Below are 25434 nucleotides of genomic sequence, written 5' to 3'. Positions count from 1 at the left end.
ACAAACCGCAAAACTGTTATTCGCCTCAAGCAACCGCCGTTCCCGATGTCCATACCGGCTCGAACGAGACGTTGCGCAACCCGGCCTTGCGCACCCGCTCGACGAACACGTCGTCGACGAAGACCGGGGAAGCCCGCATCGGCAGCTTGAACACTTCCGCTGTCCCGATCTTCTCCGCGTCGAAGGCATAGCGCTCGATCGCCAGGATGTCGCCGTCGTAGAACCGCACGATCTGCGAGCGCGCCTCGTCCAGCGCGTCGATCACATGGGTGACGTTGAGCAGCCAGACCTCCTCGCCGCGCAGCGCCACCAACTCGCCGTAAGGGCGCAACGCATCCGCCAGCGCATCGACGGCCGGCCGGCGCAACAGCGGCGCATGTTCGCCAAGCCAGGGGAAATCGGAAGAGAGCCGCTCGCCTCCCTCGACGCGCCGCATCACCGGCGGCTGCCGGCCTTCCAGCGAGCGTCCGTCGAGGCCGAAGAACGCCTCGTAAGCATCGTCATCGACCGGCAGCACCCATTCCTGTCCTTCCGACACAGCGAATTGATGGATGGTCGTCATCGCCCGATGGCTCCGCCGTTCGACTGAAAATTGCGGCGCCCGGCGATCGCCGAAAGCGCGCTGGGAGCATGCACCGGCCCTGCGCGGCGTTCAAGGAAGCTCAGCCTGATTGCAGAGCAACGTCGGCTTCGGGCACCGCGCGGAACCAATCCGCGGCCGGGCGCCGGCAATATTGTTATCACGGCCAGCGGCCTGTAAGAGCGGGCATGACCTCCATTTCCCGTCTCGCCGCGTTCGTCCTGCTGGCTCTCATCACCTTCGCCACGCTGTCGCCCATCGAACTGCGGCCACACCTGAGCGACCCCAACATGGAGCGCGCTTTGGCTTACATCCTGCTGGGGCTGGCCCTGGCGCTCGGGTTTCCGTCCCGCGTGACGCAGACCGTGCTGTTCGTTTGCGCGGTGGCCGGCGTTCTCGAAGTCCTGCAGCTGTTCGACCCTGGCCGGCATGCGCGGGTTGTCGATGGCCTGCTCAAGGCGGCGGCGGGTATCGCGGGGATTGTCCTGGGGCGCTTCGTCATCGCGTTGGCGAGCCGGGCCGCCGAGCGGCGCTAGTCCCCGAGGTCGCGGCTCGATGATGTTTCGACCGGATGAAGGTCGGATTCAGAAGGCCCGGCCCAGCGATTTTCGCATAATGTCCGGTTAAACGATCGACGATCCCGGAAGCCGATGGCCAAGAAGTTCGCATTTCTTTTGGTGCGCGATTTCACCTTGTCGCCGCTGTCCCTGTTCATCGACACGCTGAGGCTGGCCGGCGACGAGGGCGACCGCAGCCGCAGGATCGAGTTCGACTGGGAGATCGTCGGCGAGCGCGGCCTGCCGATCCGGGCAAGCTGCGGCGTCGAATTGCTGCCGACCCGGGCGATGGGCAATCCCGAGGATTTCGACAATGTCGTGGTGGTCGGCGGCCTGCTCGACACCAACCGCAAGCTGAGTTCGGAAAAAGAGGCGTTTCTGCTGCGCGCCGCGCAGAAGGGTGTGCCGCTCACCGCGCTCTGCACCGGCAGCTTCGTGCTCGCGCGCTACGGTCTGCTCGACGGCTACAGCGCCGCCGTCAGCTGGTTCCACATCAAGGATTTTCGCGCCGAGTTTCCTGACGTGAACGCCCATGCCGACAGCCTCTATTCCGTCGACCGTGGCCGGGCGACCTGCGCCGGCGGCACCGGCGCCGCCGACCTCGCCGGCTATTTCGTCTCGCAGTTCATCGGCCAGAAGGCGGCGGAGAAGGCGGCCAAGATCCTGGTGCTCGACCGCATCCGCTCCAGCCGCGACGTGCAGCCGGTCGGCGACCTTTTTCCCGCGGCCGCGAGCCGCGCGGTGAAGCGGGCGCTGCTCCTGATGGAAAGCAATCTGCAGGAGACGCTCTCGGTCGCCGAGATCGCCGCCAGGCAGAACTGCTCGCGCCGCCAGCTCGAGCGCCTGTTCGGCGCCGAGCTCGGCATCGGCCCGATGGCCGCTTATCTCGCGCTGCGGCTGCATTACGCCAAGTCGCTGCTGGAAGGCAGCGACCTTGCCATCGGCGAGATCGCCTATCGCTGCGGCTTTCCCAATGCCGGCCATTTCAGCCGCGTCTTCCGCCAGCAGACCGGCATCACGCCGACCCATCTGAGGCACCCGAACCGCGCGGTCGCGGCGGCCGCAAAATGATGTGGACTTGCCATGACCCTGGTCGGGTCGCATGCCCGGTCTGGCTGATTGCGCCGGCGCGGAAACGAACCGTAGCTTCGTGACGAGCGGCGGTTGCGTCGCTGTTTCATTGGTCGAAGTCGCCTCGGAGAGCCATGCCGCAATATCCCGACGCCATGCCCGGATCGAAAGCCCTGTTCGAGCGCGCCAGGAAGGTGATGCCGGGCGGCAACACGCGCACCACGGTCTTCGTCGATCCGTTTCCGATCTATGCCGAACGCGGCGAGGGCTGCAGGGTCTGGGATGTCGACGGCAATGCCTATTACGACTGCATCAACAATTTCACCGCCATGATCCATGGCTATGCCCATCCCGACGTCACCGCGGCCGTGGCCGATCAGCTGCCCCTTGGCACGGCCTTCGGCGCCCCGACCCTGAGCGAGATCGAGCTTGCCGAGCTGCTGGTCGAGCGGCTGCCCTCCGTCGACCAGATCCGCTTCACCAACTCGGGCACCGAGGGCGTGATGATGGCGATCAAGGCCGCGCGCGCCTTCACCGGCCGGCCGAAGATCGTCAAGATCGAAGGCGCCTATCACGGCTCCTACGATTTCGCCGAAGTGAGCCTGGACTCCTCGCCCGCCAATTGGGGCGACCTGCCGAGGTCCACGCCCTATGCCAGGGGCACGCCGCGCGGCGTGCTGGACGACGTGATCGCCGTGCCCTTCAACGACACCGAGGCGCTGCGCGCCGTCTTCGCCGCCGAGGGGGAGACCATCGCGGCCGTGCTGATCGACCCGATGCCCAACCGCGCCGGGCTGATCCCGGCGCGCCGGGATTACCTCCAAGCCATGGTCGAGATCGCCCATGCGGCGGGTGCGCTGGTCATCTTCGACGAGGTCATCTCGTTTCGCCTGGGATGGTCTGGCGCGCAAGGCCTATGGGGCATCGAGCCCGACCTGACGGCGCTGGGCAAGATCATCGGCGGCGGCTTTCCGGTGGGCGCCGTTGGCGGGCGCGCCGATATCATGGCGGTGTTCGATCCGACCGCGGGCAAGCCCGCGCTTCCGCATGGCGGCACCTTCACCGCCAATCCCGTCACCATGCGCGCCGGCCTTGCCTCGATGCGGGCGCTGACGAAAGAAAGCTTCGTCCATCTCGATCATCTTGGCTCGTTCCTGCGCGACGGCGTCAGCGCTTCATTCGAAAGGCGCGGGCTTGCCGGCCAATGCGTCGGCCTCGGCTCGCTGTTCAAGGTTCATTTCACGTCGCATCCCGTCACGGATTACCGCTCCATCTATCCCGGCCAGGCCGAGCGCAAGAAATTCGACGCCTTCCACAAGGGCCTGCTCGGCCGTGGCGTGCTCTCCGCCAGCTACGGCCTGTTCGCGCTGTCGACGCCGATGACCGAGGCGGATGCCGGTGCCATCCTTCATGCGATCGACGAGACCTTGGGCGAGATCGCCGCGCAATCCTGATCGAGGAGAACCGTGAATGACAGCTTCTCCTCATGTCGTTGTGATCGGCGCGGGCACACTGGGCATGTGCACGGCGCTCAATCTCGTCGAACAGGGCGCTCGCGTCACCGTGCTCGAAGCCCAGTCGATCGCTTCGGGGTCGAGTGGCCGGTCGGTCGGCGTCGTCGGGTCGCAATTGACCGACCCGTTCGAGATCATGYTGCGCGTCCATTCGCTGCGCCGGTTCCGCCAATGGGAAGGCGAGGGGCTTCGCTTCAACCATATCGGCTATCTGCGGCTGGCCCGTACGCCGGCGCAGATGGCGCTCTTCGCGAGATCGGTCGAGATCCAGGCCGAAGCAGGGCTGAGGTCGCGCCTGATCCATGCCAACGAACTCAGGGATCTCGTTCCGCATATCAATCCGGATGGGCTCGAAGGCGGATTGTTCGGACCCGACAACGGCTTCCTCGACCCGCACGAGATGTGCAATTTCCTGGCGGGCATCGTCCGCGCCAAGGGCGGCGAGATCCGCCAGTACCGCAAGCTGCTCGGCGTTGAACGGCGGCCGGGCGGCTATACGCTGGAAACCAGCGGCGGCTCGATGGATTGCTATGCCGTGGTCAATGCGGCTGGCGCCTGGGCGCCGCAGGTCGCAGCACTTTTCGGCCAGCGCGTGCACATCTGGCCCGAGCGCCACGAGGCCGTCGTCATCCATCTCGACGAGCCGCTCGGCTACACCATGCCGATGGTGATGGACCTGGTGAACGGCGAGGGCAGCGGCCTCAATTTCCGCCACGAAAAGCCGGGCGAGCTGATCGCCGAGATCCACAAGGTGAACTCGATCGCTCCGGAAGATCCCGACAATTACAACGAACAGTGCGAAGAGCAGTCCAAGGTCGATCTGGCGGAGCTGCTTTTAGAACGTGTTCCCGACCTGCCGGGCGCACGACTCGGCCGGGGCTGGGCGGGTCTTTATCCGGTCACCGCCGACCATCGCCCCTTCGTCGGGCCGCTCGACGCCTCGGAACCAACGTTGATCACCGCCGCCGGCGCCGGCGGCTACGGCATCCAGCTTGCCCCGGTGATCGGCCAGATCGCGGCAGACTGGGTGCTTCGAGGCGCGCCGGTTTCGGTACCCGGTTCGCAGAGCCTCGCGCCATCGGCCGAGCGCAATGTCCTCGGTCACTGACCGATGCGCCAAGCCGGTCGGGACGCATAAGATGCGATCGTTCCCGTTAACCATCAATTAACTATCCGGTCGCCTTAAATACGGTTCTGGAGGATACTGATTTTGGTCGTGAGCGATGAGCGCGGCTGTCGAAATCAGCAAAGAAGCGGCGGATAATCGCCGCCGTCTGCCGGGGAGGCGCCCAGCATCTTTGATGAGGAGCGCCGGCATGAATATCGAGGAAGCAGTTACTGCAGCGACGGCAGAGTCGGGCGCGCTTCTGTCCTGTCTCGGCCAGCCTGTCGTGGCCTATCACGTCACTGCCATCATGCGCGAAACGGACAAAGGCCACGCACGGCAGATGCAGCTCGCCCTGCTGCGGCGAAGCATCGAGGCGCTTGTCGACGACGGCCTCGAAGACACCGAAGCCGAACGCTTTGCGTCGCAGCTCCACGGTCGCGTTGGCTCGGCCTGGGACCTGCTGCATCCCGCTAGCGGCACGCCGCACTGATCTTTGGACCATGGCTCTCCATCGGCGGCCATATGTAACAACCCGGGAATGAGGTAGACTGCCGCTCACGTCTGGGCCGGCGTTCATCGAACGGGGGGCATGCGATGCAGGCGATACCGATAGCGCATCCGGCAGAGCAACCTGCCGCAATCTCGCTACCTTCCCTGGGCGGTTATCCCGCTGCCGTGCTGTGCTGGCTGCTGTCGGCCGGCGTCTATATCGCGGCCAAATGGGTGGCGCCGGAAATGCCGCCCTGGGGGCTGTGCTTCTGGCGGCTCTTGCTCGCCTGCGCCATCCTGTTGCCGATCGTGCACCGCCATCACGGCGCGATGATTGCGCTCCTCAAATCCCGGCCGCTGGAGGTCGTCGCTGTCGGAGCGATCGGCCTGACGCTCTGCCAGGGCATGATCTACCATGGCTTGAACGACACCGACGCCACCACGGCGGGCATCATCATGGCAATGTCGCCGATCATGACCATGGTGCTGGCGCGCCTCGTGCTGGGCGAGCCGCTCGGCCTCTGGAAGTCGCTCGGCGCGATTGCCGCACTTGCCGGCATGCTGGTCATCGTCGCGCATGGCAAGCTGGACGCGCTGGTGCACCTGCGCCTCAACATCGGCGAGTTGTGGATCGTCGGCAGCGCCTTCTGCTGGGCGCTCTACACCGTGCTGCTGCGCCGCTCCAAATTCGGCCTCCAACTCCTGCCGCTGGTGGTCCTCTTGCTCGGCGCCGGGGCGCTGGTGGCGCTGCCGTTCCATCTCTGGGAAATCTTCAACGACGAACGCTCCGCCCTGAACGGCAATGGCCTGCTCGCGCTCGCCTATCTGGCCGGTCCCGGCGGCGCGCTGATGTATTATCTCTACAACAAAAGCGTCGAGACGCTGGGCGCGAGCCGGGCAAGCATGCTGCTCTATCTGCAGACATTGTTCGTCGCCATCCTCGCCTATCTCCTGCTCGGCGAGAGCCTGCACGACTATGATCTGGTAGGCTCGGCCTTCATCGTGGTCGGGGTTGTGCTGGCGACGGTCATCAAGCCGAGGGCGGTTGCGGCAAAGGCATGACGGAGCGGCGAGCAGCGTCATTTCAGGTCCATGTACGCTGGGTGCCATGCGCAACGCTTTCCTAAATTAGCCAATTTTGCTATTGGCTGCCCCTTCGCGGCGCCGGCCAGGGCCGAAGGGGGATCATGGCTATCGACAAGCGCGTGAACGCATGAACGGCGGCCAGCAGATGCTTCAACTGCGCGTGCTTGGCGATTTGCAGGTCACGCGCGACGGCGCGCCGCTTGACCTGCCGCCGTCGCGCAAGACGCGGGCGTTGCTCGCTTACCTCGCCGTCACCGCCAGGCAGCACCAGCGCGAGCGGTTGTGCGAGATATTCTGGGACATTCCCGACGATCCGCGCGGCGCCTTGCGCTGGAGCCTGTCCAAGATCCGCCAGGTGCTGGACGGCGGCGAATCCTCCCTCATCGCCGATCGCAACGCCGTAGCGCTCAACCTCGAGACGGACTATGCGCGGCTGGCGCCGTTGGTGAAGGCCGACCTGTCGACCCACTCGACCGAGGAGCTCGAAGCCGTCCTTGCCTCGATCCGCGGCGGCTTTCTCGCCGATCTCTCGCTCGAACGATGCTTCGAATACGAGTCCTGGCGGCAGGCGATCGCCAGCGAAGTGGAGATCGTCGAGCTCGGCATCCTGCGCGAGCTGGTCGAGCGCCTGACGGATCAGCCCCGGCGGGCGCTGCCGCTTGCGCAGCGCCTGCGCCGCCTCGTCCCCGACGACGCCGGCCTCGCCGCCGAGATCCAGGCGCTGGAGGGCCAGGTCCGGTCGGCCGCCGCTCAAGCCACGAGCCGCGCGCCCCAGTCGGGCGCCGCGCGACCGGCGCAGGCGCCGTCGAAACCCGCCGCGCCGGCACAGGATCCCGGCCGCGCCGTGCAATTCTGCCGGGCTCTCGACGGCACCAGGCTCGCCTATGCCAGCACCGGCAGCGGCGCGGCGATCCTGCGCGCCGCGCACTGGATGTCGCATCTCACCTTCGACTGGGACAGCCCGATCTGGCGGCACTGGATGGGGGAACTGTCGCGCCACAACCGGCTGGTGCGCTATGACCAGCGCTGCAACGGCTTGTCGCAGCGGCACGTCGTCGACATCTCGTTCGAGACGATGGTGTCGGACCTCGAATGCGTGGTCGAGGCGGCAGGGCTCGACCGCTTCACCTTGCTCGGCCTGTCGCAGAGCTGCGCGGTTTCCATCGCCTATGCCATCCGCCACCCCGAGAAAGTGTCGGGCATGATCCTTTACGGCGGCTATGTCAAAGGCTGGCGGGCGCGCGGCGACGCCGGCGAGATCGCGACGCGCGAAGCTGCCGCGACGCTGATGCGCGAGAACTGGGGCAAGCCGAACCCRATGTTCCGTCAGGCCTTCTGCTCGATGTTTATCCCCGGCGCCACGCACGAGCATTTCGCCTGGATGGACGACCTGATGCTGCGCACCGTCTCACCCGACGATGCCTGGCGGCTGCAGAGCGCCTCTTCGGTGATCGATGTCAGCGACTTGTTGGAAAAGGTGCGCGTGCCGACACTGGTGTTGCATGCGCGGGACGATAACGTGGCACCGGTGGAGTCCGGCCGCACGATGGCAGCGGGCATTCCCGGCGCGCGCTTTATCGAGCTCGAGAGTCAGAACCACATCCTCCTCGAAGGTGAGCCGGCCTTCGAGGAGTTCATCGATCACGTCCGCGCCTTCATCGCCGAGACGGCTGGCGGATAATTGGGTGCTCGCGAAGCCCTCAGCCCTTGGCCAAAGGCACGGTGAACACCGTCGCGGTGCCGGTGAGGCACAGCTCGCCGGCTTCGTTGCGCACCGATGTCTCCAGCTTGGTGATCGGCTTGTCGGCGCGCACCTCCTTGACCTCGACCCGGCCGGTGATCAGTTCGCCGACGCCGACCGCCTTGACGAATTTCCACGCCACTTCAAGGAACACCGAGCCGGGGCCGGGAAGGTCCTCCGCCACCACCGCATTCAGGATGCCGGAGGTGACGCCGCCCTGCACGATGAGCTTGCCGAACACCGAAGCCTCGGCCAGCGCTTTGTCGTAGTGCAATKGGTTACGGTCGCCGGTCATCTCGGCGAAAGCATCGATATCCTGAGGCTGCGTGCGCCGCGAGCGCTCGGCGAAAGCACCCACCTTTGGCCGGCCCTTGATGACGCCGACCCAGCCGTCCTTCATCACATGCCMATCCTTTATCGAATGCAAAGTCATGATCTTGCTCCGGTTCGGTTGCGATTGAGGTTCGAGCCGGCCGAAGCCGGCGGCTCGTCCTGATTGGCTGGCGCCCGGTGGGCTGACGGCCGCGATGCAGAGGAAGGGGCGCGGCGGGCCGGCATGGGGTGCCCGGCCAGCGCCTGCACTTCGGCCTTGAGCACGGCGCTGAAGCGGCGGTGCCGCTCGCCGAGATCGTCGAGCGTCCAGTCGAAGCCGGCGACGGCGTCGGTGGTGTCGAGGATCTGATTGGCGATCATGTCGCGCTGCCGCTGCCAGACCGAAAATGCCGCCTCAGAGCCGTCGAGGATCGCCCGCGCGAGGCTCTCGGCGTCGCGCAGCGCGTCCGAAATGCCGTGCGAGGTGATCGGGTCGCGGAAGAACCCGGCATCACCCACCAGCGCCCAACCCGGACCGTGCGCCTGGCGGATATAGCCAGGCACGCCCCGGAACGCCTGCAGGCGAGCATCCTTCGGCGCGTTGGCCGCCTGTGCGGCCAGCGCCGGCGAAAGCGCTTCGAGCACATCCATGCGGGCGCGGGCGTGGCCGAGGCGGAAGCGTTGGTCGAACAGGCTCGTCGGCACCGAGGCGACGATGCAGGCGAGGCCGTCATTGGTCGGGATGAAGGAGCCGGCGATCCCGTCGCGGAAATACCAGTGGTAGCCGGCGCCCGGCTCGATCGGTGCATAGCCATAGACGTGGGCAGCCGACACTGCGCCGCGCCGCAAGGTCTGGGCGTCGACGCATTTTGCCACCAGCGAGCCGACGCCGTCCGCGCCGACCACGATATCGGCGCTGACCCGCACGGCAGCACGGCCGGCGGCGCGGATCTCGATGCCGCGCACGCGGCCACGCGTGTCGGCGAAGAGATCGCCGACCGCCATTTCGTGCAGGATCTCCGCGCCGGCCTTGCGCGCCGCGTCGACCAGGATGCGGTCGAGCACGGTGCGCCGCGGCGCGATCAGGCCAGGAAGATCCGAGCCGGCGGAGGCGAGGGGGATGGCGATCTCCTCGTCGCCATAGTGGAAGGTCGTTGTCTCGATCAGCGGCGTGCCGGCCTTAAGCACCGGCTCGAGCAAACCCCAGCGCCACAATTGCAGCACCGCGGGCCGCATCAGCGCATGCGTCGACAGCGTGTCGGAGCCATAGGGCTTGCGGTCGATCGCCAGCACCTTGAGGCCGGCGCGGGCGAGCAGCATCGCGGTCGCCGCGCCCGCGCAGCGCGCGCCGACGATGATGGCGTCGTAATGGCCACGCTTGGGGGAGGCCATGAGGGAGATGGTTGCCATGGTCGTAGATCCTCAGGCCGCCTTGCGGCCATTGCAGTCGAGATAACGCGAGATTTCGGCGGCGATCGCCTCGGCATCCGCGCCGACGCCGCCGATGAAGTTGGAATCGCGCTTGCGCAGGAAGCGGAAGCCGAGCGCATAGAGGCCAGGCACGCTGGTGACGCCGCCCTGATGCGCCAGCTCGCCATCGGCGCCAAGCGCCAGCGGCTCCAGCCAGTCGAACGAGCGCGCATAGCCGGTCGCCCAGACGATGCTGCGGATCGATCCGTCCGTCAGCGACACCCGCTCTACGCAGGTCGATGGCAGCGCCACCGGCTCGGGCCGGTACGGTGTCGCCACACCCGCGAAGCGGTCGATCTGGTCGAGCAGGCGCGCCTGCTTCGCTTCGGCCGCTGCGACGTGCTGGCCGAGATCGCCGGCGAAGCCGATCACGCGATCGCCGACGCGCCGCACCCGCCCGGTGAGTTCCACGCCGAGCGCCTGCAGCGTGGCGAGATCGACATCGGCCTTGTCCGGCCGGCCGGCGAGCTGCAGCGATGGCTGGCGCCGGGCGGCTTCCGGATTGGCGAGGTCTTCCGGTCGCTGCGCCATCAGGCCCATTGCGCGGAGCCAGAAGAAGATATCCTGGCCGCGCCATGTTCTGGGCAGCCGCGTATGCTTGCCGACCGAAAGCACCACGCGCCGCCCGGCGCGGGCGAGCTCGTCGGCGATCTGCACGCCGGAGGACGAGGCGCCGACGACCAGCACGCCACCGCTCGGCAGCTCGCCAGGCGAGCGATATTGCGATGCGTGAATGCTGAGCGGTCCGCGAAGGGTCTCGGCCGAAAAAGGGATGACCGGGCGGTCGCAATGTCCCGTCGCCACGACGACCGCGCGCGCCGACCAGTCGCCGGCGCTGGTGCGCAGGGCAAAGCCGTCGCCGGTCCGCTTGGCGGATGTGACCTCGACATTGGTCTCGACTGGCGCATGCCATTGCCAGGCGTAGCGCTCCAGGCTTTCCACGAAAGCCCCTTTGCTCATGAAGCCGTCGGGATCGCCGCCCCCATAGGGCGAGCCGGGGAGCGCATTCAGCCAATTCGGCGTGAGCAGCCGAAGCGAGCGCCAGCTCTGCGAGCGCCAGCGCTCGCCGATGCGGCCGCGCTCAAGCACGGCATGATCGATGCCGGCCTGGCCAAGGCAATGGCTGAGTGCGAGGCCGGCCTGGCCCGCGCCGATGATGACGACGTCCGAGCGTCTCATGGTTCATTCCGTCGATAGGAGGGGAGGCGGCCCGGATCAGGCCCGAGCCGCCTGCGGGCTTACTGGATGGTCTTGATGCCGACGGTGACCGGCACCCCCTTGGTCAGCACGTCGAACACCGCCGAACGGGCGCGCGACTGCTCGACCAGCTGCTGCAGTTTCTCGGCCGGCGCGTCGCCCTCGATCTCGAACGACACATGGATGTTCTGGAAACCGTTGCGGACCTCGTCCGAGATGCCGAGGATGCCGCGCAGGTCGATGTCGCCGTCGACCGAGCACTTCACCTTGGTGAGCTTGATGCCGCGCGCGGCGGCGATGTTGGCGACGCCCGCCATCAGGCAGCCGGCCAGGCCGTGCAGCAGCCACTCGACCGGCGTCGGCGCATTGTCGGCGCCGCACAGGATCGCCGGATGGTCGGCGTCGGCATAGTGCGGCTTCTCGTGCTTCTGCTCGTTGCCGGCGCCGAAGAAGCCGTTCATGACGGTCTTGCTGTGCGTGCCCTCGATCCACTCATTGTGGGCGCGGAACTGGAACTTGGCGAGCTCCGGCTGCCCGGCGACGAAATTGATCGTCGCCATCAGGTGCGGCGTGTCGACGCCATTGAGCGGAAGCCGTGCAGGTTTGGTGTTGGGTTGCATCTTTCATCTCCAAAGGTTCGTTTGCGGCTTGGTTGCCGTGACGGCCTCTGTTTGCCGATGGAGCGTTTGAACGAGAGTGGATGCGACCGTGGAATTTTTCATACGCCTACCGTGGAAATTGCCGTTTGACGTATCGTTTGAAACGGCATGGCCTACGCATGAAGCGAATACGCCGAAGCGCAAAAATCCCGGGAGGTGGGAAGCGCCCGGAGCATGTCGGCGGCACAGCCACGCTCGTCATGGGCGGTCATCTGACGTTGCCGATATCCATCCGGTCGGTGTCGGACGCCGCGTAGCGCATCGAGGTGTAATGGTCGATTTCCGAACGGGCGACACCCATGTCCTTGAGCAGATAATCGGGCATGGCCTGCATGGCGGCGCGGTCGCTGCGCATCCTCATCGCGCGATAGAAATGCCAGAGCGCGCGGCTGGCAAAGTCGACCAGGCCGCGGCCCGATCGGCCGGTTTCACAAGCGGTGTGTTCCAAACTCGTCATCGTCGTCTCCATCCTTTGCGGCGCGACCGTTCGCGTCGTCGATGGCAGGACTTGTGGCTTACGACCGGGGGAGCCAGCGTTGGAACGGACGTCGAATTTGCCGTGGAAATCGAGGTTTTGCGACCGGCGCCCTGCCGGTCGAGTGTCGATTAGAACCGGACCTGAATCGAGGGTTGCCGCCGAGGCTTGCGCAGCGTGGCCCGACCTCAGGAAATCCGCCGTCCGTTCTCGTCCAGCAAGACGCAATCGTCCGGGTCGAAGCTGAGCTCGACCGCTTCGCCTTCGCGCAGAACGCGGCCGTTGATCGCGGCGTTGGCGCGGATGCTCGTCTTGCCGCCGATGTCGACCTCGTAGATGGCGCTGCCGCCGAGATAGGAAGTCGAGGCGACGCGGCCGGGGAGGCGGTTGGCGTTCGCTCCGCCGACCGCCAGTTTCTGCGGCCGCACCACCACCGTGACGGCGCTGCCGGTCGCCAGCGGCTTGGGCGACAGCACATTAACCGACTGGCCGCTGGCCAGGGTGACAATTGTCGGCCCGTCGGATCGGCTCACGGTGCCCGAAAGCATGTTGGCCTTGCCGAGGAAGTCGGCGACGAAGGCGGTGGCCGGGCGCTCATAGACTTCTTCCGGCGTGCCGATCTGCTCGGCCGAGCCGGAATTCATCACCACGATGCGGTCCGACATGGACAGCGCTTCTTCCTGGTCGTGCGTGACGAAGATGGCGGTGATGCCGGTTTCCTTCTGGATCTTCTTGATCTCGACGCGCATTTCCTCGCGCATGTTGGCGTCGAGCGCCGAGAGCGGTTCGTCGAGCAAAAGCACCTGCGGTTCGAAAACGATGGCGCGCGCCAGCGCGATGCGCTGCTGCTGGCCGCCCGACAATTGCGAGGGCAGTTTCTTCTCGCTGCCCGGCAGCTGCACCATGTCGAGCGCCTGGCCGACCTTGCGCTTGATCTCGGGCTTCGCCACGTTGCGGTATTTCAGGCCGAAGGCGACATTGTCGAACACGCTCTTGTGGGGAAAGAGCGCATAGCTCTGGAACACCAGGCCGATATTGCGCTTGTAGATCGGCACGTCGTCGACCCGCCGGCCGCCGATCATGATCTGGCCGGCCGAAATGTCGACCAGCCCGGCGATCGAGCGCAGGATCGTCGTCTTGCCGCAGCCTGATGGCCCGAGCAGCGTGACGAAGCTGCCCTTGCGGATCGACAAAGAGAAATCGCGCACCGCGACGAACTTGCCGTAGGCGATGTCGATGTTGCGGAACTCGACTGCCGGGCTGTTCGCCCCGGCGGCCGCGCCCGCGCCTTGTGCCCCGGCCGAGGCCGGCCGGGGATGGATTTTCGTGTCCTGGCTGTCAGGCACCTTTCGAGATCCTGTTCCACTGCTTGGTCCAGGCGTCCTCATTGGTCGCCCAGTAGACCGGATCGGCGAAGGTCAGCGCCTTCATCGTGCCCGTCGGGTCGAAGGCCGGCAGCTTCGCGATCTTGTCGGTGAGCTTGACCTTGGTCGGGTCGAGCGACGGCGGGTAGCTCTGCCCTTCGGCCACCGCGATCGAGGTCGCCGGGTCGAGCATGAAGTTGATCAGCTCCTCGCACTCGGTCATCGGCGAGCCCTTCAGGATGAGCATGTCCTCCATCCAGGCATAGGAGCCGGCCGGATCGAGATAGCCGATCGGATGACCCTGATCCTGCAGCGCCGCGACGCGGCCCGACCAGGCGTCGGTCACCACGATCTCGCCCTTGGAAAGCAGGTCCATCAACTCCGCGCCGGAGCTCCAGAACTTCTTGGCGAGGTCGCGCGTCTCGCGCACCTTGGCCCAGATCGTGTCCATGTCCTTGAGGTTGTTGGGATCCTGTCCGGTGGCCAAGGCCGCGTACCAGACGCGCGTCGTCATGTCGGAATAGCCGCCGACCTTGCCGGCATATTTCTTGTCGAGCAGGAGTGCCGCGCCCTTTTCCTTGGCTTCTTCGGGCGAGATCACCTTGGTGTTGTAGGCAATGCCGGTCGTGCCGTAGTCGTAAGGAACGGCCGACAGCTTCGGCGTCAGCTTGCGGAACGGCTCGATCATCGGCTGCAGCACATTCGCCATGTTGGGAATGTTGGCCTCGTTGATCTCCGAGGTCAGGCCGCCATTGACGTATTTGATGTAGTAGTTGACGCCCGAGGAATGGATGACCTGGTAATCGCCGGGCTTAGCGGTCTTGATCTTGGTGATGATCTCGTCCTCGTCGCCGAACGTGCCTTGCACCACCTTGATCTTGGTCTYGGCCGTGTAGGGCTGGAAGGCGAACTTGTCGATCGCGTCCTGCACCGTGCCGCCCCAGCCGTCGAAGCGGACTTCCTCGACCGCGGCGAGCGCCCGGCCCATCCACGGCATGGAAAGCCCCGCCGACGCGGCGGCCGCCGCCGTCAGCGTCAGGAAAGTGCGGCGGCTCAGATCGCCGTTGGCATACCGGTCGTGCAGCCGTTCCAGCCGCTTGGTCGTCGTCAGTTTCATCGTACTTCCTCCTTTGGTTCGCCGCGTCTTTTCAGTCTGGTCAAGCTCTGCAGGATCAGGCCGCCGATCAACGGGATGCCCACGGTCACCAGGATCATCACGGTGCCGAGCGCGTTGATCTCTGGGCTGATCGAAATCTTGAGCATGGAAAGGATCTGGGTGGGCATGGTCTCGACGCCGGCCGGCCGCCAGAACAGGCTGGCCGAGGTGTTGTCGAACGAAATGGTGAAGGCGAGCAGCGCGCCGCCGACCACCGCCGGGATGAGCAGCGGCAGCGTGATCTCGCGGAAGGACGAAAAGCGCGAGGCGCCGAGCGAGAGCGCCGCCTCCTCATAGACGCGCCGGATCCCCATCATCCGTGCCTGCGCGATCAGCACCACATAGGGCACCGCTAAGAGGATATGGCCAAGCACGAGAAGCAGCATCGTGCGCGGCTGGTCGACCGCCTTGATCAGCACCAGCAGGCCGACGCCGAGGATGGTTTCCGGCACCAGCGCCGGCAGGATCACCAGCGTGCTCAGCGCCTGCTTGCCGCGGAACTCGAAACGCACCAGCGCGAAAGCCGTGACGACGCCGATGGCCGTGGTGACGGCAGCAGTGACCAGCGCGATCCACAGCGAGGTGCGGAAGGCCGTCAGCACCGCGTCATTGTTCATCAGCTTGGCGTACCACTGCAGCGAAAAGCCGGTCATCGGGAAGCCGCCGAACATCGAGGCGTTGAAAGACAGGATGACGGTCGCCACGATCGGCGCGAACATGAAGATGTAGACGCAGAGCGTGACGAAGCCGGTCAGCCGCCAGGCCCATCTGCCTTCCTCCTTGCGCCGCGCAGCCTTCGTCATCCGCCAAGCCCCTTGACGATCTGCGACATGCCCATGTAGCGGGTGTAGATGGCGGCGAAGAAGCCGAGCACTAGGAACAGCACGATCGACAGCGTGGCGCCCATCGGCCAGTTCAATTCGCCCATGATGGTGTCGTAGATCAGATTGCCGAACAGCGCGTCTCGGCCCGAGCCCAGCAATTGCGGCGTCACATAGCTGCCGGCCGCCAGCACGAAGCAGAGCAGCAGCCCGGCCGCGAGACCCGGCAGCGACAGCGGCAAGGTCACCTCGCGGAACGCCTGCGCGCTGGTGCAGCCCATCGAGCGGGCCGCCGCAATCAGCGTGCGGTCGATGCCCTCGAGGCTGACATAGACGTTGAGGATCATGTAKGGCAGGAGGAAGTGCAGCAGCCCCAGGATCACCGCCCCCTCGTTGTAGAGCATCGGCAGCGGCTCGCTGATGATGCCCATCCTGAGCAGCGCGACATTGATGACGCCCTGTTCGCCCAGGATGTTGATCCAGGAAAAGGTGCGGATGGTGAAGCTGATCCAGAACGGCACGATGAGCAGGAGCAAGAGCAGCCATTTGTGCCTGAAGCTCGTCGCCCAGATGAAATAGGCCGGGAAATAGCCGAGCACGCCGCACAGCAGCGCGGTGATCGCGCCGACGCGCAGCGTCTTCAGAAGGAAGCCGGAATAGTAGCTGTCGGTGAAGAATTCCTGCCAGTTGGCGGCGGTCAACGCGCTGGTTTCGACGCCGGCGGTGACGAAGGTGAAGAACGTATAGGCCGCCATCACCGCGATCGGCAGCACCAGGAAGAAGATCAGCAGCAGAAGCACCGGTGCAACCAGCATCCAGGCCAGGCGTGGATCGTACAAGGTCCAGCGATTGTTCATGCGCACCCGAAGGTAAGGCGCCTTCTTCGAGGCGCTTATGTTCCCGCAGTGAAGATTGTTTCATTGCCGCCGCGATGTCTACAGGCGGTGGCCCAAATTCGATTCAGCCAGGGGAGGGGGCGACGGTCTCGTGAGACCGGGGCGGCTTCTCGCGCCCCTCAATACCTTCGGGCCAACCGACGTTCGAAGAAACCGAAGCCAGCCGTCACCAACGATGCCAGCAGGAAATATCCGAGCGCTGCGGCAAACAGCGGCTCATAGACCCGGAAGGTTTGCGCGCGGACGAGGTTCGCCGCGCCCATGAGCTCGAACACCGTGATCGTCGAAGCGAGCGCCGTGCCCTTCAGCAGCAGGATATTCTGCCCGCCGATCGCCGGCAGCGCCAACCGGAAGGCCTGGGGCAAAAGCACGGAAATCATGATGCGCGTCTTCGACAGGCCAAGCGACTGTCCGGCCTCGCGCTGCCCGTCCGGTATCGCCTGGATCGCGCCCCGCCATATTTCGCCGCAATAGGCCGCGGTGTTGAGCGACAGGGTGAGGAATGCATAGCAGTAAGCGCCCCGCAACATCGGCCACAACGGGCTGTACCTTATCGAAGGCACGCCGGCGAGGAGCTGGCCGACGCCGAAGTAGCAAAGATAGAGCTGGACGAGCAGTGGCGTGCCCCGGAAGGCCAGGATGAAGGCGACCGCCGGATAGCGCAGCCATGGCCTTGCCGACAGCTTGGCAAGCGCGACCGGGATGGCCAGCAGATTGCCGACGAGCGCGCAGCCGACGAAGAGGATGACGGTGGTCTGGATGCCAGCCAGGAGCTGACTGGCGAGATAGTGCCCGAACTCAGTCACGCTATCTGCGCCTCCCGGGATTGGCGGTAGATGTTTCCAAGGCGTGGAAGAGCATCGCCGACAGGCCGGACATCACCAGGAACACGAATGCGATCGCGCAGTAGAACAGGAAATAATCGCGTGTCGCGCCGGCAGCCATCTTGCCGGCGAGAACCAGCTCGGTGAAACCGATGAGGCTGACCAGCGAGCTTTCCTTCAGGACGACCAGCCACAAATTGCCGAGCCCCGGCAGCGCCAGCGGGATCATCTGCGGCAGGGTCACCAGGAAGAAGGTCTGGCGGCGGGTCAGGCCTAGCGCATGCGCCGCCTCGGCCTGGCCGCGCGGGATGGCCGCGATCGCGCCGCGAAGCACTTCCGTGCTGTAGCCGCCCTGCACGATCCCGAGCGACAGCGTCGCCGCGACGAAGCCGTTGATCTGAAATTCGGAAGCGAGCCCCGTGAAAGTCACGGCCGAGCGCAATGCGTCCGTCGCGGTGTAGTAGATGAGGAAGATGATGAGGATGTCCGGGATGGAGCGGATGATCGTCGTGTAGGCGACGGCGACGAAGACGGCCGTGCGACGCTTCGAAAGCTTGGCCAATGCGCCGGCGAGGCCGAGCGCCAGGCCGACGACATAGGCGCTGATCGACATTTCGAGGCTCAGCCAGGCGCCGCGAAGCAATTCGTCGCCCCAGCCCTTGTCGCCGAAGCCGAGCAGGGTCAGCCAAGACACCATCGAATCCATGCGGCAAGTTCCAATGACGATGGTGCCGGCCGATCGGCCGGCACCGGAGCATGATGCCGAAAAGCGGCAGGTCAATCGCCGTAGATGTCGAAATCGAAATAGCGCTTCGTGATCGTATCGTACTCGCCGCTGGCCTTCACGGCCTTAAGCGCCGCGTTGAGACGGTCCCTGAGCGCCGTGTCTTCCTTGCGCACGCCGCCGCCGTCTCCGTAGCCGAACATCTTCTCGTGCGGCAGGGTCACCTTGACCTCATAGGCCTGGCCTTCCGGCTTCTTCAGGAAATCCTGGATCTGGATGCCCGCCGCCGCCATCAGGTCGACGCGGCCGGCCTGCATGTCGGCGATCTCGTCGTCGAGCGTCGGGTAGATCTTCACGTCGGCGATGCCGTTGAACTTGTCCTGCATGTAGGTCGCCTGCAGGCTCGCATTCTGCGCCGCCACGGCCACGCCCTTGAACGTTTCGGGCTTGGTGACGTCGAATTTGCGCGTGTCGGCCTTGGCGCCGACGAGCACGTTGGGCGAGTAATAGTACTTGTCGGTGAAGTCAATGACCTCCTTGCGCTTGTCGGTGATCGACATCGAGCTCCAGATCACGTCGAACTTCTTGTCGAGCAGCGCGGGGATGATGCCGTCCCAGGCGATATCGACGATCTCGCATTTCGCCTTCATCTCGGTGCACACGGCATTCATCAGGTCGATCTCCCAACCCTGCCACTTGCCGCTGGCGTCCTTGACCGAGAAGGGCGCGTATGGCTCGGCCGCGACGCCGAAGCGGATGACGTCGTCGGCGGCTGCCGAGGGAGCGCTGGCGGCGCCAAGGGCCGCCGCGATCAGCGATGCGATGAGTGCAAGCTTCTTCATGGTTATTCCCCTTTTTGTTTGTGCTGAATTATCTTTTCGCGCTGATGATTTTCAGCCGATGTCCGAAAACGCTAACAGGTCAAATCAAGCCGATCTAATGCCCTCCGCGGCGCGGTTCATCACCAATAGTTATGACAGCCGCAAGGCTTTGGATGGTGCAGTCGGGCTCGTGCTGCGGTGGGCAAAATGCATCGTCCGTCGGGCCAGGTCGCTGTGCCTGAACCGCCATGCCGACCCGGGCTATGAGTTTTCCCCGTTAGCCTCAACCCGAAGGCAATAGGCTCGGCACTGTCCGCCAAATCCCGCTTGTGCCATCGTCGATCCAGTCCTTGGATGCTGATAGCGAGGTCTCGTGCGACTTGAGTTTGCCGAATGAAAACCGATCCCTGCGGGTCCATCGAGGCGCTGGATGAAGAAATCGCTTCCGGCCTCTCGCCGGTAAGGATCGTGGAGACCTGTCTCGAGCGGATCCACGCGCTGAACGGAGAGATCAGGGCGATGATCTTCGTGAGCGAAGCCGAAGCCCTTGATGCCGCGCTTCAGGCAGAGCGCGAAATCCGATCGGGCCGCAGGCGCGGTTCGCTGCACGGTGTGCCCATCGCGATCAAAGACATTATCGATGTGAAGAACTGGCCGACGACCGGCGGGTCCCGATTGTTCGGCAACCAGGTCGCGCAAGATACGGCAGCCTGTATCGCCAACCTTCAGCGGGCGGGCGCGATCATCATCGGCAAGACCAACCTGCACGAGCTCTGTGCCGGCGGGCATGACAACCCGTGGTTCGGCAAGGTCGCCAATCCGCTGGATGGAAGCCGTGGAACGGGCGGCACCAGCAGCGGATCGGCGGCTGCGGTTGCAGCAGGTTTCTGCGCAGCGGCGATCGGCACTGACACCGGCGGCTCAAACCGTTCCCCGGCCGCCGCAACGGGATTGTTTGGCTTCAAGCCCAGCAACGGCCTGATCGATACGAAGGGCGTGATGGGCATCGCGCCTTCGCTGGATTGCGTCGGYGTGCTGGCGCGCTCGACACGGGATGTTCGCCTGGTGACCGAGGCTATGGCCGGAAAACCGCTCGGCGCGCAGGGCGGGGCAAGCGCATCGAGAACCGGGTTGACCATAGGCATCTGCCCGGAGCTGACCGGCGCTCCTGTCGACGGCGCTGTCGAAACCGCATTGGCCGCGCTGCTCGATCAGCCGATGGTTCGCACGGTGGAAATCGCCTTCGACGGCAGGGAGGAGTTCGTCTCTGCGGGTCTGACGATCCTGCAATACGAATTTGCGCAGATCTACCGGGAGTCGATCGAGAAGAACCCGGATCTGGTCGGCGACGCGGTTCGCACCTTCCTGCGGGACGGCACCGGCATCGGCGCGGACGCCTACGACAGGGCCATCGCGATCCGAGCGGAAGCGCGCGCACGGTTCATGGCAAGGATGGCAGACCTGGATGCGCTGGCCGTCCCGACTGCTCCGGGTGCGGCGCCCCGGCTGTCGGACGAGCTCACGCTGGTGAACGGGGAAATGGTGTCGTGGGGGATGGCCGGCGGCCGATTCCGCCGTTGGGCGAATATGCTCGGCATGCCTGCCTTGGCCGTCCCCCTGGGCGTGCCGGACGGCCTGCCGGTATCGGTGCAGCTTGCCGCTCTTCCAGGCCGCGATGCAGCCTTGCTCGACCTTGCCGAAACCCTTGTTGGCGGCTGACGAGCATCCCAGCCTTTGCGRCGCTTCATAACCTATAGGAATAAACTTCATTCGTTTGGCTATTGGAACACCCGGCGTGGCCCGTTAACATCGCCCGGCCGCGACTTGCTTCGACGGCGCAGCGATTTGTCGGCGGGCAGGGTCTATGAAGTTCAGTGAAAAGGACACGATCGCGAAAGACGCGGAGTTCACGCCCCGCGAGATCGAGATCTTCGCGTCCGTGATGCTGCACGGGACGACGACGAAGGCGGCCGACGCGCTGGACATCACGCAGCCCGCCGTCAGCAAGATGCTGCAGCAGCTCACCGAGAAAGCGGAATTCCAGCTGTTCAGGAAAAGCCGGCAGCGGCTGATCCCGACTCCCGAAGCGCACATGCTCTATGCCGAGGTGCAGCGGGTCTTCGAATCCGCGCGCGGCATCTCGCGCGCCGCACGGGAAATCCGCGAGCTGCGCAGCGGCAGGCTGAACATCTGCGCGCTGCCGGCTTTCGGCTCCACGCTGCTGCCGTCCATCATAACCAGCTTCTCGAGCCAGCATCCGTCCGTGTCCATCTCGCTCGACATCCGCAGCTCCGCGACGGTGGTGCAGCGGGCAAGCCGCAACCAACTCGACATTGGCATCGGGGTGACCGCGTCGGACGAGAATCCTTCTATCGTCAGGCGCGCGCTGACCGCGACACCGCCCGTATGCGTCATGCCGGTGGATCATCGTCTGTCTGAGCTCGATGTCATCCAGGCCGACGATCTCGACGGCCTCGATTTCATCTCGATGGGCTCGGCCGATCCGATGCGGCGCCAGCTCGACGCGCTTTGCGAGGAACGCGGTGTCAAGCGTGTGCTGAAGGTGGAGGCGAGCCTCTCCAGCGCCTGCATCGCGCTGGTGGCGGCGGGGGCGGGCGTGACGGTCGTGGACCGACTTTCCGCGTGGCTCGCGCGCGATTTGCCGATCGAGATCAGGGACTTCCGACCGCATCTCGATCTCAATCTCAGCGTCTACCGTCCATGGGGCGTTATCGCCTCGACCGCGGCGGACGCCTTCACCGAGCACCTCATCCAGACCACGCGCAGCTTCATGAACAGCGTGGACGCCGGGATAAGCGCCTTGAGGGCGAAGCAGGGTTAGGCGCTAGCGGAGCGGCAGGCTTAGGAACAGGCGGTCGATATCGGCTTCGTCATTGTAGACGTGCGGCGACACGCGCATCTTGGTGCCGCGGAGCGTGACGTGCACATTGGCGCGCTTCAATTCCTGCGCCGCATTCGGTGACAGGCGATCGCCGGTATCGAGGATCGAGATATGCGGCGTCGGGAAGCGCGGCCGCACGGCCGGCAGGCCGCGATTTTCCGCCTCGGCCCAGACAAGCTCGTTGAGGTGGCGAAGGCGCTCGAACACCCGGTCGACGGTCCAATCGCGGATGAGCGTCATGGCGGCGATCGCCATCGGCAGCACCGCGAAGTCGGAGCGCTCGCCCATGTCGAACCGGCGCGCGCCCGGCAGGAACTCCGCCACCGTAACGTTGTAGAAGTCGGACCGGTCGCCCCCCAGGCGGTTCCATGAATGATGCTCCAGCGTGCGGCCCTCCTCGTGCCAGCGCGGATCGGCGTAGAGGAAGGCCAGGCGATAGGGGCCGAGCAGGAATTTATAGGTGGCAAAGGCCAGGAAATCCGGCCGCACGCGACGCACGTCGAAGGGCACCGCGCCCACCCACTGGGTGCCGTCGACGACAAGCGCCGCGCCTGCCGCACGTGCAGCTTCCGCCACGGCCTCGAGGTCGATGGCCATTCCTTCGAACCAGTGGACGAGAGTGCCGGCAACGACCGCGACGGGACGGATGGAGCTGCGGATTGCCGATACGATCGCGCCGGTCCAGTCGCCGTCGGCCGGTTGCGCAACGATGTCGACATGGGCGCCCGAGCGCTGCGCCAGATCGTACCAGACATACCGGTGCGAGGTGTGCTCGTTCTCCATGAGAAGGATCGCCGAACCCGCCGGAACCGCCACGTTGGCGGCCGCGATCGCCATGCCGTAGCTGGTGGCRGCGACGATGGCGATGTCGTCGGTGGCGGCGCCGATCATCGAGGCGGCGAGCTGCCGCGCCTGCTCCACCTCGTCGTAATAGGATGCGATGGTCATCTTCCAGGGCTCGGCCTTCACCCTCACGCCGGCCTCTCCGGCCGCGGCCGCGGCATTCGGGATCGGGGACATGTAGGCGGCGTCGAGATAGGCCGTCTCGCGGGGTATGGAAAAGAGATCGCGCTGGCAGCTCAACATGGCGTCACAACCTGAAATCGATCGAAGTGCCCAGTCCCGCGTCGCGGGCGCGGGCATAGACAAGATTGGCGAGCTCGATGTCTTGGGCGGGAACGCCGAGGGACCGATAGAGGGTGATGTCGACATCGCCGGCGCGGCCGGGCTTCGCGCCCGCCAGCACCTCGCCGATCTCGCCGCGAACATGGTCGCGGCCGATCTCGCCTCTCTCGATCGCCTCGATCAGCTCGCCCGCGGCCGCAAGTGCCATGGGCAGGTAATCGACCCAAATCTTCGATCTGCGCACGCATTCGAGGTCAATCTCGCGACATGAGGCGACGCTCGCGCCGACCGCGTTGACATGGACCCCGGGCGGTAGCCATTTGCCGAACAGCACCGGCTGCTCGGACGATGTCGTCGTGCAGATGATGTCGGCCCCGCGAACGGCTTCGGCGGCGTCGGGATGCGCACCAGCTCCGAAGCCGGCGGTCGACAGGCTCTCCGCGAAGCGCTGCGCCTTGGCGGGGTCGCGGCCCCAGACATGGACCGCCCGGATCGGCCGCACCTGTGAAATGGCCTCGACGTGCCGGCGGGCCTGCTCGCCATAGCCGAAGACGGTCAGCGTGGAGCTGTCCGGGCGCGATAGCGCTTTTGTCGCGACCGCGCTGGCCGCCGCAGTCCGCCACGCCGTCAGCTCTCCGCCGTCGATCAGGGCCACGGGCCGCCCGTGATCCTTGTCGAACAGGAAGACACCGCCGCGATGGGAGCCAAGCCCATGCGCGAAATTGCCGGGAAACACCGACAGCACCTTCGCGCCGAACAGCGGCCGGTCGTCCAGTGCCGCATACATCAGCGATAGGCAGCTGCCGACCGCCCCCGGCAGGTCCAGCGTGCGCCTGATCTGCTGGCGTGCCGTGCCGTTTGAGGTCTTGAGCAGCGCCGCCTCGGTCGCTTCAAGCGCCAGGGGAAGCGTCAAGGCCTGCCGGATCGCGTTCTTGTCGATCAATAGGAATTCGCTTTCGGCATTCACCTTGCGGTCTCTTCCATTGCAAAACCTTTGGGCGCCTGGGCGTGCGCCCGGCTCGCCAAGCCTAACACTGCCATCCCGAGCTCCTGCTTACGACTTTCATAACTTCGCGCGGGAAGTTGCCCATGCCGGATCATGCGCGACGGATCGCGGCACGCGCCGGTTCATAACTTTTGGCCATCAACGGCAGCGGCCAGTTCAATTGACCGTGATTGCCCGCCCGTTGCACTGTTTTTCAGCAAACTCGAATGCTCTTCCGGAATATCTGTGGCAAATCATCTGGCGATGTAGAAAATATAGTCTATTTAGTCGACAGTATCTTAATGAAATACGTGCCATATTTCGATTGATTGGCTGTCGGGATGAAATGAAATTTCTGGCCAATATTAAAACAAAGGATTGGCGAGAAGAGTAACGGATTGTTGGAGGTTATTCTTATGCGCGTCGTGGTTATCGGTTCCGGCATCGTCGGCAGCTCCGCCGCTTATGAATGCGCCAAGGCGGGAGCAAGTGTCGTCGTGCTCGAGGCCGGCAGGATAGCGGGAGGCACATCAGCGGTAAGCTTCGCCTGGACGAATGCGACGACCAAGCGGCCGCGGCCCTATTTCGATCTCAACGTTGCGGGCATGCGCGCTCATCTAGAGCTGAAGCGCGACTTCGGCGCCGCGCCCTGGTTCACGCAAACCGGCAGTTTCGATTGGCGGACCGTGCCGGAGTCGATGGACGACTATTTCGAGAATTTTCGGCAGATGAAGGAATGGGGCTACGGCGTCGAGTGGATCGACAGGAAACTGGTTGCCGAGATGGAGCCCGATATCGACATCCGGGCCATTGGCGATTGTCCGGTCTCCTATTATCCGGAGGAGGGCTGGATCGATCCGGTCCTCTATTCTGCTTGGCTTTTGCGGGCGGCGAGAGAGCGCTGGGGCGCGCAGGTGAAGGTCAGTGCGCGCGTGACCGAGATCGAAACCGAAGGCGGCCGCGTCCGTGCGGCGCGCACCGCGGATGGCGAGCGCTACGCTGCCGATGCCGTCATCAACTGCACCGGCGGCTGGTCGAGCCAAAGGCTAGGCGATGCCCAAGGCATCCCGCTGTCCTCGACGATCGGCGTTCTCGCCTTCACCCCGCCGGTGGCGCTGACGCTGCGCAGCCAGTTACATGCCGACGATCTGGATATACGGCCCGACGGCGCCGGCCGCATCATGATCCATAAGGTTTCGGTGGACTTGACCTTCAAGAAACCGGAGACACTGAGCCCCGCCGGTGACGAGGCGGCGACGCTGCTTGAGGCGGCGAGCAAGGTCCTGCCTGCGCTCCGCTCCGCAGGCGTGGAAGCCATCCGCACCACGGTTCGGCCTTTTCCGGAGGACGGCTACACCTGCGCCGGCGCGATGCCGGACATCGTCGGTCACTATATGGCGGTGACGCATAGCGGGGTCACCATCGCGCCGCAATTGGGCAGGGTGGTCGCCGACGAGGTCGTGCGCGGCAAGGTCCATGAAGAGATGGAGACGTTCCGTCCCCAGCGCTTTTTCCAGGCGAGCGCGAAACGCGCCGGCGCGCACGCATGATCTCTCT

Annotated in this window: 25 protein-coding genes; 10 read left to right on the top strand and 15 right to left on the bottom strand. The window is 65.1% G+C overall.

Features of this window, described 5'->3' with window-relative positions:
- Window positions 1-25: 25 nt before the first annotated feature.
- A complete protein-coding gene (locus LCM4577_RS09585; RefSeq protein ID WP_071030813.1) occupies window positions 26-562 on the bottom strand; it encodes an imm11 family protein in 537 nt (178 codons plus the stop codon).
- 206 nt (window positions 563-768) lie between these two features.
- On the opposite strand from LCM4577_RS09585, the gene LCM4577_RS09580 reads away from it, so the two are divergent.
- The 7 genes from LCM4577_RS09580 to LCM4577_RS09550 all read left to right on the top strand — a co-directional run bounded on the left by LCM4577_RS09580 (window position 769) and on the right by LCM4577_RS09550 (window position 8086).
- On the top strand, window positions 769-1116 hold the full coding sequence (locus tag LCM4577_RS09580; protein ID WP_041009356.1) for a VanZ family protein: 348 nt from the start codon (window positions 769-771) through the stop codon (window positions 1114-1116).
- 114 nt (window positions 1117-1230) lie between these two features.
- Window positions 1231-2208 carry a GlxA family transcriptional regulator gene (locus LCM4577_RS09575; RefSeq protein WP_040980430.1) on the top strand — a complete coding sequence of 326 codons (978 nt, stop codon included), beginning with the start codon at window positions 1231-1233 and terminating at the stop codon, window positions 2206-2208.
- Between the two features lie 134 nt (window positions 2209-2342).
- Window positions 2343-3662, top strand: coding sequence for an aspartate aminotransferase family protein (locus tag LCM4577_RS09570; protein WP_071070909.1), 1320 nt, complete (start codon window positions 2343-2345; stop codon window positions 3660-3662).
- A 16-nt stretch (window positions 3663-3678) separates the two neighbouring features.
- Window positions 3679-4830: an FAD-binding oxidoreductase gene (locus tag LCM4577_RS09565; protein ID WP_083354679.1), complete on the top strand. Its 1152-nt coding sequence runs from the start codon at window positions 3679-3681 to the stop codon at window positions 4828-4830.
- Between the two features lie 208 nt (window positions 4831-5038).
- Window positions 5039-5320, top strand: coding sequence for a hypothetical protein (locus tag LCM4577_RS09560; RefSeq protein WP_244508267.1), 282 nt, complete (start codon window positions 5039-5041; stop codon window positions 5318-5320).
- 104 nt (window positions 5321-5424) lie between these two features.
- Entirely contained in the window at window positions 5425-6381 is a 957-nt protein-coding gene (locus tag LCM4577_RS09555; protein WP_071030817.1) for a DMT family transporter, read from the top strand.
- Between the two features lie 169 nt (window positions 6382-6550).
- Window positions 6551-8086, top strand: a complete 1536-nt coding sequence (locus LCM4577_RS09550) for an alpha/beta fold hydrolase (protein WP_244508266.1) — start codon at window positions 6551-6553, stop codon at window positions 8084-8086.
- A 19-nt stretch (window positions 8087-8105) separates the two neighbouring features.
- On the opposite strand, the gene LCM4577_RS09545 is transcribed toward LCM4577_RS09550, so the two are convergent.
- The 12 genes from LCM4577_RS09545 to LCM4577_RS09490 all read right to left on the bottom strand — a co-directional run bounded on the left by LCM4577_RS09545 (window position 8106) and on the right by LCM4577_RS09490 (window position 18886).
- Window positions 8106-8579 (bottom strand): MaoC family dehydratase, encoded by a 474-nt coding sequence (locus tag LCM4577_RS09545; protein ID WP_244508265.1) that lies wholly within the window; start codon window positions 8577-8579, stop codon window positions 8106-8108.
- Complete coding sequence (locus tag LCM4577_RS09540) at window positions 8576-9868, bottom strand: NAD(P)/FAD-dependent oxidoreductase (protein ID WP_071070905.1); 1293 nt, start codon at window positions 9866-9868, stop codon at window positions 8576-8578. Before LCM4577_RS09540 ends, LCM4577_RS09545 begins: the two co-directional genes overlap by 4 nt.
- Window positions 9869-9880: 12 nt before the next feature.
- Window positions 9881-11107 carry an NAD(P)/FAD-dependent oxidoreductase gene (locus tag LCM4577_RS09535; RefSeq protein WP_071030819.1) on the bottom strand — a complete coding sequence of 409 codons (1227 nt, stop codon included), beginning with the start codon at window positions 11105-11107 and terminating at the stop codon, window positions 9881-9883.
- Window positions 11108-11166: 59 nt separating this feature from the next.
- Window positions 11167-11745 (bottom strand): OsmC family protein, encoded by a 579-nt coding sequence (locus tag LCM4577_RS09530; RefSeq protein ID WP_071070903.1) that lies wholly within the window; start codon window positions 11743-11745, stop codon window positions 11167-11169.
- A gap of 247 nt (window positions 11746-11992) precedes the next feature.
- Window positions 11993-12241 (bottom strand): DUF1127 domain-containing protein, encoded by a 249-nt coding sequence (locus LCM4577_RS09525; RefSeq protein WP_157900455.1) that lies wholly within the window; start codon window positions 12239-12241, stop codon window positions 11993-11995.
- 206 nt (window positions 12242-12447) lie between these two features.
- Window positions 12448-13605, bottom strand: a complete 1158-nt coding sequence (locus LCM4577_RS09520; protein ID WP_071070899.1) for an ABC transporter ATP-binding protein — start codon at window positions 13603-13605, stop codon at window positions 12448-12450.
- Window positions 13598-14740 carry an ABC transporter substrate-binding protein gene (locus tag LCM4577_RS09515; protein ID WP_071070897.1) on the bottom strand — a complete coding sequence of 381 codons (1143 nt, stop codon included), beginning with the start codon at window positions 14738-14740 and terminating at the stop codon, window positions 13598-13600. The genes LCM4577_RS09520 and LCM4577_RS09515 overlap by 8 nt, the downstream gene beginning before the upstream one ends.
- Entirely contained in the window at window positions 14737-15582 is an 846-nt protein-coding gene (locus tag LCM4577_RS09510; RefSeq protein ID WP_071070895.1) for an ABC transporter permease, read from the bottom strand. The genes LCM4577_RS09515 and LCM4577_RS09510 overlap by 4 nt, the downstream gene beginning before the upstream one ends.
- Window positions 15579-16457, bottom strand: a complete 879-nt coding sequence (locus tag LCM4577_RS09505; protein ID WP_040980451.1) for an ABC transporter permease — start codon at window positions 16455-16457, stop codon at window positions 15579-15581. The genes LCM4577_RS09510 and LCM4577_RS09505 overlap by 4 nt, the downstream gene beginning before the upstream one ends.
- Before the next feature lie 158 nt (window positions 16458-16615).
- Entirely contained in the window at window positions 16616-17302 is a 687-nt protein-coding gene (locus LCM4577_RS09500) for an ABC transporter permease (protein ID WP_071070893.1), read from the bottom strand.
- Window position 17303: 1 nt separating this feature from the next.
- Complete coding sequence (locus LCM4577_RS09495; protein WP_071070891.1) at window positions 17304-18026, bottom strand: ABC transporter permease; 723 nt, start codon at window positions 18024-18026, stop codon at window positions 17304-17306.
- 71 nt (window positions 18027-18097) lie between these two features.
- Window positions 18098-18886 (bottom strand): transporter substrate-binding domain-containing protein, encoded by a 789-nt coding sequence (locus LCM4577_RS09490; RefSeq protein ID WP_040980458.1) that lies wholly within the window; start codon window positions 18884-18886, stop codon window positions 18098-18100.
- A 372-nt stretch (window positions 18887-19258) separates the two neighbouring features.
- Between LCM4577_RS09490 and LCM4577_RS09485 the strand changes: the two genes are divergently transcribed.
- Together LCM4577_RS09485 and LCM4577_RS09480 are read left to right on the top strand one after the other, a co-directional pair.
- Window positions 19259-20584 (top strand): amidase, encoded by a 1326-nt coding sequence (locus LCM4577_RS09485; RefSeq protein WP_052457641.1) that lies wholly within the window; start codon window positions 19259-19261, stop codon window positions 20582-20584.
- A gap of 145 nt (window positions 20585-20729) precedes the next feature.
- Window positions 20730-21707 carry a LysR substrate-binding domain-containing protein gene (locus LCM4577_RS09480; protein ID WP_071070889.1) on the top strand — a complete coding sequence of 326 codons (978 nt, stop codon included), beginning with the start codon at window positions 20730-20732 and terminating at the stop codon, window positions 21705-21707.
- Between the two features lie 3 nt (window positions 21708-21710).
- On the opposite strand, the gene LCM4577_RS09475 is transcribed toward LCM4577_RS09480, so the two are convergent.
- The gene (locus LCM4577_RS09475; protein WP_040980462.1) at window positions 21711-22853 is read right to left on the bottom strand and encodes an aminotransferase class V-fold PLP-dependent enzyme; all 1143 of its coding nucleotides are present in this window, start codon (window positions 22851-22853) and stop codon (window positions 21711-21713) included.
- Window positions 22854-22857: 4 nt separating this feature from the next.
- On the bottom strand, window positions 22858-23859 hold the full coding sequence (locus tag LCM4577_RS09470; protein WP_040980464.1) for an ornithine cyclodeaminase family protein: 1002 nt from the start codon (window positions 23857-23859) through the stop codon (window positions 22858-22860).
- A gap of 434 nt (window positions 23860-24293) precedes the next feature.
- Between LCM4577_RS09470 and LCM4577_RS09465 the strand changes: the two genes are divergently transcribed.
- Window positions 24294-25427, top strand: coding sequence for an FAD-binding oxidoreductase (locus LCM4577_RS09465; RefSeq protein WP_040980466.1), 1134 nt, complete (start codon window positions 24294-24296; stop codon window positions 25425-25427).
- Window positions 25428-25434: the final 7 nt, after the last annotated feature.

It is taken from the genome of Mesorhizobium sp. LCM 4577, assembly GCF_001854795.2.
In the GTDB taxonomy this organism is placed as follows: Bacteria; Pseudomonadota; Alphaproteobacteria; order Rhizobiales; family Rhizobiaceae; genus Mesorhizobium; species Mesorhizobium plurifarium.
Note: the sequence above shows the minus strand (reverse complement) of the source record. Positions and strands in the feature narration are given on the sequence as shown.